Source organism: Streptomyces sp. SID1328, assembly GCF_009865595.1.
In the GTDB taxonomy this organism is placed as follows: Bacteria; Actinomycetota; Actinomycetes; order Streptomycetales; family Streptomycetaceae; genus Streptomyces; species Streptomyces griseoluteus.
Map to the genome: position 1 here is coordinate 1 of NZ_WWKH01000011.1, position 9,822 is coordinate 9,822.

The window sequence follows — 9,822 nt, forward strand, 5'->3', positions numbered from 1 at the left end:
CGCGGCAGACGGGAATTGTCAGACAGGGCCTAGCAGAACCAGCCGTCCTGGACCCAGCCCCGGCGGTTGATGTCGCCGTAGGCGAAGCCGTACGCCCAGCCGGACTGCTTGCTCTCCACCAGGAACGTCTGTCCCTTGTAGAGCGTGCCCATCCAGGCGCCCACCGGCTCGGTCCGCACGAAGAGGTCCTGCGCGCAGACGGTCTCGCGGGTGCCGACGGTGCCGTCGGCGGCCTCTGCGGGTCCGGAACCCAGCAGCAGGACGGCGCCGACGGCGGCCGCGAACGCCGCGAAGCGGACGGTACGGGGTGTGGACATGCCCTTGCCTCCCAGGTCCCGGCTCACCATGAGCCGTAGCCGCCGATGCATTCGTCGCGCACATAGCCCCAGTCGTTGGGGCCGAAGTCGAAGGCGGCGGCCCAGCCGTTGTAGACGGGGTGCGCGCCTCGGGTGTGGCCGACCTTGTCGCCGTAGTACAGCGTCCGGACCAGGCCGGTGGGACCGGAGGAACTGTCGTAGTTGGCGTAGAAGCTGGCGCTCTGGCAGATGATCACCGCATGGTCCGGGACGACGGCCGCCTGGGCCGGGGCCGGGATCTGGAGCAGCGCGGCGGTGGCCAGCGCGGGGGCGGCGAGAGCGAGGGCTCGTCCGAGCAGGGGCATGGCGCATCGACTCCTCGTGGGGGAGGTGTGGGTTGACGCGGGTAGACCGTAGCGCGGATTGACATGCCCGCAACAGAGTGCACGCGGGACGGGGCACGCCCGTGGCTGCGGGGACGGGCCCCGGTCCGTCCGGGCGAATACCGGCACCCGACACCTTTCGAACCCGGCGACCGGGGAACCCACACCCCATGCGCGCACTAGTGATCAACTGCACCCTCAAGCCGTCCCCGGAGCCCTCGAACACCGAGGCGCTCGCGGGGATCGTGATCGCCGCACTCAAGGGACACGGAGTGGAGGTGGACGTCGTACGGGCCGTCGATCTGAACATCGCGCCCGGTGTCGAGACCGACATGGGGCAGGGGGACGAGTGGCCCGGTGTGCACGCGAAGCTGCTCGCCGCCCAGATCCTCGTCATCGCCTCGCCGACCTGGGTCGGGCACCCGTCGTCGGTGGCGCAGCGGGTGCTGGAGCGGATGGACGCCATGATCGGCGAGACGGACGCCGACGGGCGGCCGGTCGCGTACAACCGGGTGGCCGGGGTGGTGGTGACCGGCAACGAGGACGGCGCCCACCACGTGATCAGCGAGATCGACGGCGCCCTCGGCGACATCGGGTACACGATCCCCGGCCAGGCGTGGACGTACTGGCACCTCGGCCCCGGCCCCGGCCCGAACTACCTGGACGAGCAGCGCGGCCACGACTGGGCGGCCTCCACCGGGCGGGCCATGGCGTCCAACCTGTTCCACACGGCACAGGCGCTCGCCGCCCACCCCGTACCCGCGCCTCCGTCCTGACCGAGGAGGGTCAGACGTCCGCGCCGCCGCCGGCGGCGGGGCCGTACCAGTCCAGGCAGAGCACGGTGGCGTCGTCCTCGATGCGGTCGCCGCAGGCCGCGATGACCGCGGCGACCAGGACGCGTACGACCTCGCGCGGGTGCTCCGTGGCGGTGGCCTCGAGGAGCCCGGGGAGGTCGACGGACTCCGCCCGCCGTTCCTGCATGCCGTCGGTGCAGAGCAGCAGGCGGTCGCCGGGGCGCAGGTCGAGATCCTGCACCTCGTGCGGCTCACGCTGTCCGGTCACGCCGAAGGGCAGGTTGACGTGCAGGGGGATCTGTTCGACCACGCCGTCGCGCAGCCGCAGCGGCCAGACGTGCCCGGCGTTGACGATCTGGGCGCGGCTGCCGTCGAGGGCGATGCGCAGCAGTTGGCCGGTGGCGAAGGTGCGCCGGCCGTGGTCGAGCAGGGCCTGGTGGATGCGGTGGGCCTGTTCCGGGAGGCCGGCCCCGGCTCTGCGGGCGCCGCGCGAGGCATTGACCAGCAGGGTGGCCATGAGGGCGGCGTCGACGTCGTGGCCCATCGCGTCGGTGATGGACAGGTGCAGGGTGTCGCGGTCGAGGCTGTAGTCGTACGTGTCACCGGCGTTGCTGTCGGCCGTGACCAGGGCGGCGGCGAGGGCGAACTCGGCGGCTTCGCAGGAGGGCGCGGAGGGCAGGAGCTGGCGCTGGATCTCCGCGGCGAGGCTCACCGGGGTGGTGCGCTGGCCCCAGTGGTAGTGGTCGGTGAAGCGGCGGTCGGTGACCACGATGTACGCCAGCGCGTGCGCGGCCTCCTCGACCTGCTCCAATACCTCTTCGGTGACCTCGGGCAGCCACAGTTCGAGCACCCCGATGGTGTCGCCGCGGTTGGTGACCGGGGCGAGGACCCGCTGTCCCTCGCCGCCGCCCGCCGCCCGCACCAGCTTCTGGGTGCGCAGGACCTCGTCGTAGATGCTGCCTGCCAGTGGGATCTGGTCGGCGCGGTGGCCCTGCTGGGTGGACGTCTCCTCGGTGACGCGCACCACGCGGCGCCCGACGACGTCGACGAACAGGAACGACACGTACTGTGCGCCGAACCGGTCGCGCAGGTTGCGAGCGACCACGTCGAGCGAGGCCACCGGCGCCGCGGCCTCCGCCGCCGCCAACACCTCGGCCAGTCCCATCCTGTCGCGCGTCACGTCAGCCTCCCTGGTTCGCCATTCTCCTTCCCGTCGGCCGGACCGGCACACGAGCGTGGGGCGTGTCACGCCCCTTATTCGATCACGGGGGTCTCGCCCCCATGCCCCGGCTCCAGCGCGGGGTCAGCCGGATCAGCCCGGCCGGCGTCAGCAGCCAGGTGGCCGCGGAGACCCCGGAGCAGGAGGGGGTGTACGGAGGCGACGGCCACGGCGAGCAGGGTGAGCGAGACGACGGCGAAGGTGATCACGGCTGCGGTGCGGGCGCGCGGCCGCCGCCCGGGCCGGGGTGTCTCGTGCGGAGACAGTCGGCGTCCTTCATGGCGAGCACCTCCCGCTGGGAGCCGTCACCAGTGCTTCCGCCTCCAGCGGGCCCCCGGATGCGGCGAAGGGGCCGCGCCCGTCGGACGCGGCCCCCTGGTGGTGCACCCCTGTCAGTCGAGCAGTGTGACCGAGTAGTCCAGCGTGGTCCCGGTGACGGAGTACGTCGCCGTCTGGCCGTTGTCGCAGTACGAGACGTACCGGTTGCCGTAGTTCTTGGTGCCGGCGACGGCGTCGACGTACGGGCGCAGGTCGGTGCCCTCCGGGAACGACGTGGTCGTCAGGTCGATGGTCCGGGTCTGGTTCACGGGGTACGCGTCCGTCGAGGGCGACTGCTCCCCGGTACGGGTGCTCGCGGCCCAGGACAGCACGAACCCCGAGTTGTTCACCACCGCGACCTTCTGGACACAGGGCTCCGCCTGCGCGGGCGCGGCCTGCGCGGTCACCGCCGGGACGGCGGCGAGCGCGACGGCGCCCATCAGCGGCAGCGCGGTCCTGAAGAGCTTGCGGTTCATCGTTCGACTCCCTCTCGTAGGACGTCAAGTCCCTTGGTGTGTACGGGACTTGGGATGCGACACGAGTACCCGGAGAAGTTCCGTGGCCACTCCGGCCCTTCGGTCGGCGCAGCGAATCGGCCATTCGTTCGGATCGGAGGGAGGGGACGGGGCGCACCGGCCCGTGAGACACGTGTCAGGCCTGCTGACCGCCCGTACGGTCGCGTCCGTCGCCGGACCCACGGGGCGTCACCGGCTGTCCGGGCGATGCCGCCGTGCGAGGCGGGGACGGATGCGGAATGGCCGAATCCGAGGGCGGTAAGGCCGCCGTTCCAGGGCGGGGACACCGACGGAGGTCACGACAACCCGGTGATCGCCTAGGCGTTCGGCCCGTGGGCGGGGTTGGGGTCCTGGTCGGCACCGGTGCCAGGGGCCGGCGGGCACCGGACCCGGTATCGGCCGGTCAGTGTCCGGCGCCGAGTTCGATGCACAGCACCCCGACGGCGATGAGGCAGATACCCGCGCCCATGACCCTGGTGAGGGGTTCGCCGAAGAGGGCGCGGGAGGCGACGGCGGTGAGAGCGACACCGGCGGCGGCCCAGATGCCGTAGGCGACGCCGAGGGCCATGCCGCCGCCCAGGGCCAGGGTGAGGAAGGTGAAGGCGGCCAGGTACCCGGTCACGGTCCCGGCGAGCCCCCTCTTCCCGCGCCCTCGGGAGGCCATGCCCAGGCACAGTGTGCCGGCGACTTCGCTGAGGATGGCCCCGGTGAGAAAGGCCCAGGTCACGGGGGCGCCCCTTCCTCGCGGGGGCGGCGGGCCCGGGCGGATTGCGCGCCGAGTTCGACGCAGAGCACGCCCGCGATCACCAGGGCGATACCGAGGCCCATGACCCCGGTGAACGGGTCGCCGAAGAAGAAGGCGGCCAGGATCGCGGTGAGGGCGACACCCGACGCGCCCCAGATGCCGTAGGCGACGCCCAGGGCCAGTCCGGCGCGCAGCACCAGTGCCAGGACGGTGAAGGAGCCGACGTAGCCGACGGCCACGAGGACGTAGAGCGCCGGGTGGTCGAGGGCGCCGCGCAGGGAGAGGGTGGCGGTGACTTCCAGCAGGATCGCCGCGGCGAGCAGCAGCCATTTCCTCATGACGCGGGGTCCTCTGCCAACAAGCCCTCCATGACGCCCAGGAGTTCGGCACGGTCGCGGGCGGGGACGGGGATGACGCCGGTGGCGGCGGCCGTCCAGTACCCGTCGGCCGGCAGCCGGTCCACCGTGAGCCGGGCCCGTACCGCGTCCGGCAGGTCGTCCGGCGGGATGAGCCAGGACTGGATACGGCGCACCCAGGCTTCGGTCAGCGCGGTGCCGTAGTGCGCGTCGGCGGTCTCCAGGTGCCCCAGGGCAGATTCAGCGCACCGTCGAGGATGCGCTGCTTCGCGTTCTTGGCCATGGCTCCGACGTTACCAACCGGTTGGCGAAGCGCACCGGTGACCCACCTTTACTGGACCGATCGGTCAAGAACCGATACGGTCCCCCCGTGGCCAGGACCAAGGAATTCGACCCGGACGCGGCGCTCCAGTCAGCCCTCGAACTGTTCTGGCGGCGCGGCTACGAAGCGACCTCGATGTCGGACCTCGTGCAGCACCTCGGCATCGGCCGGGCCAGCATCTACGCCACCTTCGGCAACAAGCACGACCTGTACCTGAAGGCGCTGGACCGCTACAACGAGAACCGAGACCTGACCCTCCTGCACGAACTGTCCCAGCCGGGCCCGGCGCTGCCGGCCGTACGGGCGGTGGTACGGCGCTTCGCGGCCGAGGCGAGCAGCGAAGTCCAGCGCGGCAAGGGGTGTTTCGTCACCAACACGGCGGTCGAGCTGGGCGCGGGCGACCCGGCCGCGGCCGGCCGGGTGGGGGCGAGCTGGGACCACGTCGAGACCCTGCTGCACTCGGCGCTGGTACGGGCCCGCGCGCAGGGCGAGCTGCCCCCGGACCGTGATCCGCGGGCGCTCGCGCGGACGCTGCTGGTGCTGATGCAGGGCTTGCGGGTGGTCGGCAAGGCGTCGAGCGATCCGGGTCGGGTCGTGGACGCGGCCGAGCAGGCGCTGAAGCTGCTGGATTGAGGGGGCGGGCGCCTCGTATGTGGAACGAACAGTCAACAAGGGGAGTCGCCATCGTGACCGCACGCTTCACCGGCAGAGCCGTCCTCGTCACCGGCGCGGGTTCCGGCATCGGCCGTGAGATCGCACTCGCCTTCGCCGCCGAAGGGGCCTCGGTGGTCGCGGCCGGCCGCACCGCCGCACCGCTCGAAGAGACGGTCGCCCTGATCGAGGCGAAGGGCGGCAGGGCGGCAGCGATCACCGCGGACGTGAGCCGCTCCGAAGATGTCAGGAACCTGGTCCGCCGCACCGTCGACCGGTTCGGCAGCCTGGATGTCGCGGTCAACAACGCGGGCGTCTTCCGGGGCGGCGCCCCCGTCGCCGATCTGCCGGAGGAGGACTGGCGGACCCTGCTCGACATCAACGTCACCGGAGTCATGTTCAGCCTTCAGGCCGAGATCGCCCGGATGCGCACCCAGCCCGGCGGCGGAGCGATCATCAACATCGCCTCCAACCTGGGCGCACACCGCCGCGCCAAGGGCATGGCCGCGTACATCGCGAGCAAGGCGGCCGTCTCCGCGCTGACCCGCGCGGCCGCGCTGGACCACATCGCCGACGGGGTCCGCATCAACGCGGTGAGCCCCGGCCCGTCCGACACCGCGATGTCGCTGCGGCCCGGCGAGACCGACGCCGGGCGGGCGGCCCGGATGAAGGACGTGGCGCCGCTGGGACGGGTGTCCTCCACCGCCGAGATCGCGGCGGCGGTGCTGTACCTGGCCTCGCCGGATGCCGCCTCTGTGGTCGGCACCGACCTCGTCGTGGACGGAGGCGCGGCGGCCTGACGCGGGTCACCAGGGGACGACGCCCGCGTCCTCGAAGAACGACCCGCTCGGCCCGTCGTCGGGCAGGGTGGCGAGCCGGATCGCCGTGGCAGCACCCTGCTCGGGGGTGCGCGAGCCCGCGTGGCCGTTGAAGTCGGTGGCCACCAGGCCGGGACACATGGCGTTGATCAGGACGCCGGTACCGGCGAGCTGCCGGGCGTACTGCACGGTCATGCCGTTGAGGAACGTCTTCGACGGGGCATACGCCGCCATGATCGGCCCGACCTCGATGTCCGGGTCCGCCTGCCGGGTCAGGGAGCCGACGGAGCTGGAGACGTTGACGATGCGCGGCGCGGACGAGCGGCGCAGCAGGGGCAGCATCGCGTTGGTGACCCGGACGACGCCGAGGACGTTGGTGTCCACGACGGTGCGGAGCAGGTCGAGGTCGATCGTGGTCGGGTCCTGCGACCAGTTGGGCCCCATGTCGCCGGAGATGCCCGCGTTGTTGACCAGGACGTCCAAGCCTCCCGCACGCTGCTCGATCAGCGCCGCCGCCTCGGCCACGCTCCGGTCGTCGGTCACGTCCAGCGGCACCCCGAAGGCGTCCGCCCCGGTGGCCCGGAGCTTCTCGACGGCGGACTCGCGCCGCGCGTCGTCTCGGGCGCCGACGCCCACCCGGAAGCCGAGGGCCCCGAGGCCGGCCGCGATCTCGTACCCGATTCCCTTGTTCGCGCCGGTGACCAGCGCTGTCTTCGCTTCGCTCATGTATCGATGCTCGCTCGCGGAGCGGGGGTCGTGCCAACACCGATGCGGTGGGCTGTGATACCCGGCGGGTATCACCGGGTCTACGCTGGAGCCATGGAGGCATTGGACACCCGTGAGCTGCGGTATTTCATGGCCGTCGCGGAGGAGCTGCACTTCGGCCGCGCCGCCGAGCGGCTCGGCATCGCCCAGCCTCCCCTCTCGCGAGCGATCCAGCGGCTGGAGCGGCGCCTCGGGGTCCTGCTGCTGGCCCGCGACCGCCGGGGCGTCTCCCTGACCGGCGCCGGTGAGGTGCTGCTGCACGAGGGCCGCGTGGCGCTCGACGCGGCCACCGCCGCCGCCCGCCGTACCCGCCGCGCGGGGGACGCCGACGGTGCGGGCGCCACTCGTGACCGCCTGGTGCTGGCGGTGAAGGCCGCGGCCTCCCACGACCTGCTGCAGAAGCTGCTCGGCGCCTACGCGGCCGAGCCCGGCGCCGCCGAGATCGAGGTGCTGCCCAGCGGGATGTGCGAGCAGGAGGAGATGCTGCGCGACGGCCGCGCCGATGTGGCCCTGATGCACGCCCCTTTCAACTCCCTCGCCGGGTTCGACCACGAGGAGCTGATGAGCGAGGGCCAGATCGCCGTACTGCCCGCCGGGCACCCGCTCGCCGCCCGCGAGACCCTCAGCCTGGCCGACATCACCGATGTGCCCGGCCTGCCGCACGCCCGCTGGCCCCGCGACGGCTCGTATCCACCGGGGCCGGGCCCCGAGATCCACGACCAGACCCAGTTGGCCCAACTGATCGCACTGGGCCGCACGATGGCCGTCTTCCCCGAGTCCGCCCGCGCCTGGCTGTGGTCCGAGCACGCCGCCGTACCCCTCAGCGACGCGCCCCCGGTCGTCACCCACATCGCCTGGCCCGCGCACAGCCGCTCGGTCGCCCTGGCCGGTCTGATCCGTACGGCGACCCGGCTCTGACGGTGCCAGACTGGTCGTGTGACGGACCCGGACCAGCGGCTTGAGCAGACCATCATGCGCCTGCTGGAACAGCGCGCCGACACCTCCTCGATCTGCCCCTCCGACGCTGCCCGCGCGGCCTACGAGGGTGACGACGACGGCTGGCGGGACCTGATGGAACCGGTCCGCCGGGCGGCCTGGCGGCTGGTCGCGGCCGGTGAGGTCGAGGTGACCCGGTCCGGGCAGCCGGTCGAGGAGTCCGAGGCGCGCGGGCCCCTCCGTATCCGCCGCGCACGCCGGTAGCGCGCCCCCTCCTCCCGACGGGCCGGGGTCAAACTCCCCTCGGTTGCCCTACCGTTGGCTCATGGCGCTGCATCACCACAGTGACCGGCCGTGGCGTGTGCGAGTGGACGACGAGGAGGGCACGCCCTGCGGCGCCGGAGTGCTGCTGGACGACCGGCACGTGCTGACCTGCGCGCATGTGGTGCGGTACGCCGGGGCGGCACCCGGCGGCACCACGTCCCGCCTGCGGATCACCAGCGTGGCGTGCCGCCCGGAGTGGAGCCGTACCGCGTACGTGGCGCCGGGCACCTGGGTGCACGAACACGGCACGCAGCGCGGGGACGTGGCACTGCTCGAACTCGACGAGCCGGCCGGGTGCGGCATCCGGACCAGGCTGTGGAAGGCGCCCATCTCCGGCGGCACGGTCCAGGTGTACGGCTTCCCGCGGCACGCGCCGTTCGGCATGGGCGCCGACGCCCGGCTGGCGGGGTCCGGTCACCGGCAGGGCGAGTGGGGCCTGTTGAACCGGATGCGCGAGGGCGTCCCCTGGATCGAGCCGGGGTACTCCGGCGCCGGTGCGGTGGCGGTGGGCGGGGAGTTCGACGGCCATGTGATCGGCATCGTGGTGGCCGACTACGTCAATGGCGACGAGAAGGCGGCCTGGATGCTGCCGACCGAGACGATCCTCAGGTACCTCCCCACGATCGAGGAGTTCACCGGCGGCGACCGCAACGACGAACTGGGGCCCACACGCGGCGAGTTGCCCGCTGACGTACTCGGCGACCCGCTGCGGCTCGCGCTGACCCAGGAGCTCACCCGGCTGCTCGACAGCGGCTGGTCCGGCACCGCCGTCGTCGGCACCGGCGGCACGACCGCCGTGGGCGACTCCTGGCTGGTCCGGCTGGTGCGCACGGCCGACCCGGCGGCCCGCGTCGGTGTCACGGACGCCGAGCTGACCAACTCCCCCGGCGACACGGTCCTGGGGCTCGGCACCATCGACGCGGCCTACGACGCACGCGGCAGGTCGGTCGGCGACTTCGCCGGCTACCTCACCCGCCGCTTCGGGCTCCCCGGCGGCGACCCCGACGAGGTACGGCGGCAACTGCTGCGCCGCAGGCCACCCGCGTGCCTGGTGGTGGGCGGCGTCGACCGGGCCCAGGACCCCGAGGCCCTCATGGATCAGTTACTGGGCCGGCTGGCCGCCCGCGCCCGCCCGCGCGGCCTCCGTCTCGTCCTCGGCTTCGAGGGCACACCCCCGCCCGGCCTGGCCTACGACGTCTCCCTGGACCCCGAACCGCTGCGCGGGGACCCTGCTCGCAGCGTGAGCGCCGCCGAGGTCCAGGCGGCCCTCGGCCGGCTCGCCGTACAGGAGGAGGCCGCCTCCGCGCTCCAACTGGACTGGGGGGTGAAGTTCTTCGCCGCGCCACGGCTGCCGCCGCTGGCCGCGCCCCGCCTGCGGGT

Annotated in this window: 15 protein-coding genes; 6 read left to right on the forward strand and 9 right to left on the reverse strand. The window is 72.8% G+C overall.

The features are described 5' to 3' along the window. Nucleotides 1-29: 29 nt before the first annotated feature. Together GT030_RS00410 and GT030_RS00415 are read right to left on the reverse strand one after the other, a co-directional pair. Nucleotides 30-317 (reverse strand): hypothetical protein, encoded by a 288-nt coding sequence (locus tag GT030_RS00410; RefSeq protein ID WP_202459510.1) that lies wholly within the window; start codon nucleotides 315-317, stop codon nucleotides 30-32. 23 nt (nucleotides 318-340) lie between these two features. Then, nucleotides 341-661 (reverse strand): hypothetical protein, encoded by a 321-nt coding sequence (locus GT030_RS00415; protein ID WP_202459511.1) that lies wholly within the window; start codon nucleotides 659-661, stop codon nucleotides 341-343. Nucleotides 662-849: 188 nt separating this feature from the next. Between GT030_RS00415 and GT030_RS00420 the strand changes: the two genes are divergently transcribed. After that, on the forward strand, nucleotides 850-1,455 hold the full coding sequence (locus tag GT030_RS00420; RefSeq protein ID WP_161199277.1) for an NAD(P)H-dependent oxidoreductase: 606 nt from the start codon (nucleotides 850-852) through the stop codon (nucleotides 1,453-1,455). A gap of 10 nt (nucleotides 1,456-1,465) precedes the next feature. Here the strand turns inward: GT030_RS00420 and GT030_RS00425 are convergent, their stop codons facing one another. The 6 genes from GT030_RS00425 to GT030_RS00450 form a co-directional block, all read right to left on the reverse strand. Further along, nucleotides 1,466-2,653, reverse strand: coding sequence for a PP2C family protein-serine/threonine phosphatase (locus GT030_RS00425; protein ID WP_346009525.1), 1,188 nt, complete (start codon nucleotides 2,651-2,653; stop codon nucleotides 1,466-1,468). A gap of 74 nt (nucleotides 2,654-2,727) precedes the next feature. Continuing rightward, entirely contained in the window at nucleotides 2,728-2,901 is a 174-nt protein-coding gene (locus tag GT030_RS00430; protein WP_161199278.1) for a hypothetical protein, read from the reverse strand. Nucleotides 2,902-3,084: 183 nt separating this feature from the next. Beyond that, on the reverse strand, nucleotides 3,085-3,486 hold the full coding sequence (locus GT030_RS00435; RefSeq protein ID WP_161199279.1) for a hypothetical protein: 402 nt from the start codon (nucleotides 3,484-3,486) through the stop codon (nucleotides 3,085-3,087). Between the two features lie 442 nt (nucleotides 3,487-3,928). Next, nucleotides 3,929-4,252: an SMR family transporter gene (locus GT030_RS00440; protein ID WP_161199280.1), complete on the reverse strand. Its 324-nt coding sequence runs from the start codon at nucleotides 4,250-4,252 to the stop codon at nucleotides 3,929-3,931. Further along, nucleotides 4,249-4,608: an SMR family transporter gene (locus tag GT030_RS00445; RefSeq protein ID WP_161199281.1), complete on the reverse strand. Its 360-nt coding sequence runs from the start codon at nucleotides 4,606-4,608 to the stop codon at nucleotides 4,249-4,251. The genes GT030_RS00440 and GT030_RS00445 overlap by 4 nt, the downstream gene beginning before the upstream one ends. Then, nucleotides 4,605-4,802 carry a hypothetical protein gene (locus tag GT030_RS00450; protein WP_161199282.1) on the reverse strand — a complete coding sequence of 66 codons (198 nt, stop codon included), beginning with the start codon at nucleotides 4,800-4,802 and terminating at the stop codon, nucleotides 4,605-4,607. The genes GT030_RS00445 and GT030_RS00450 overlap by 4 nt, the downstream gene beginning before the upstream one ends. Nucleotides 4,803-4,996: 194 nt before the next feature. Between GT030_RS00450 and GT030_RS00455 the strand changes: the two genes are divergently transcribed. After that, nucleotides 4,997-5,581: a TetR/AcrR family transcriptional regulator gene (locus GT030_RS00455; RefSeq protein ID WP_161199283.1), complete on the forward strand. Its 585-nt coding sequence runs from the start codon at nucleotides 4,997-4,999 to the stop codon at nucleotides 5,579-5,581. A gap of 53 nt (nucleotides 5,582-5,634) precedes the next feature. Then, nucleotides 5,635-6,399, forward strand: a complete 765-nt coding sequence (locus GT030_RS00460; protein ID WP_161199284.1) for a glucose 1-dehydrogenase — start codon at nucleotides 5,635-5,637, stop codon at nucleotides 6,397-6,399. A gap of 6 nt (nucleotides 6,400-6,405) precedes the next feature. Here GT030_RS00460 and GT030_RS00465 read toward each other — a convergent pair whose 3' ends face one another. After that, entirely contained in the window at nucleotides 6,406-7,143 is a 738-nt protein-coding gene (locus GT030_RS00465) for an SDR family oxidoreductase (protein ID WP_161199285.1), read from the reverse strand. A gap of 93 nt (nucleotides 7,144-7,236) precedes the next feature. Here GT030_RS00465 and GT030_RS00470 point away from each other — a divergent pair, with 93 nt between their 5' ends. The 3 genes from GT030_RS00470 to GT030_RS00480 all read left to right on the forward strand — a co-directional run. Further along, entirely contained in the window at nucleotides 7,237-8,100 is an 864-nt protein-coding gene (locus GT030_RS00470) for a LysR family transcriptional regulator (RefSeq protein ID WP_161199286.1), read from the forward strand. Between the two features lie 18 nt (nucleotides 8,101-8,118). Continuing rightward, the gene (locus GT030_RS00475) at nucleotides 8,119-8,382 is read left to right on the forward strand and encodes a DUF3253 domain-containing protein (protein WP_346009526.1); all 264 of its coding nucleotides are present in this window, start codon (nucleotides 8,119-8,121) and stop codon (nucleotides 8,380-8,382) included. 61 nt (nucleotides 8,383-8,443) lie between these two features. Then, nucleotides 8,444-9,822: trypsin-like peptidase domain-containing protein (locus GT030_RS00480; RefSeq protein ID WP_161199287.1), on the forward strand; the 1,379-nt coding region annotated here is incomplete at its 3' end.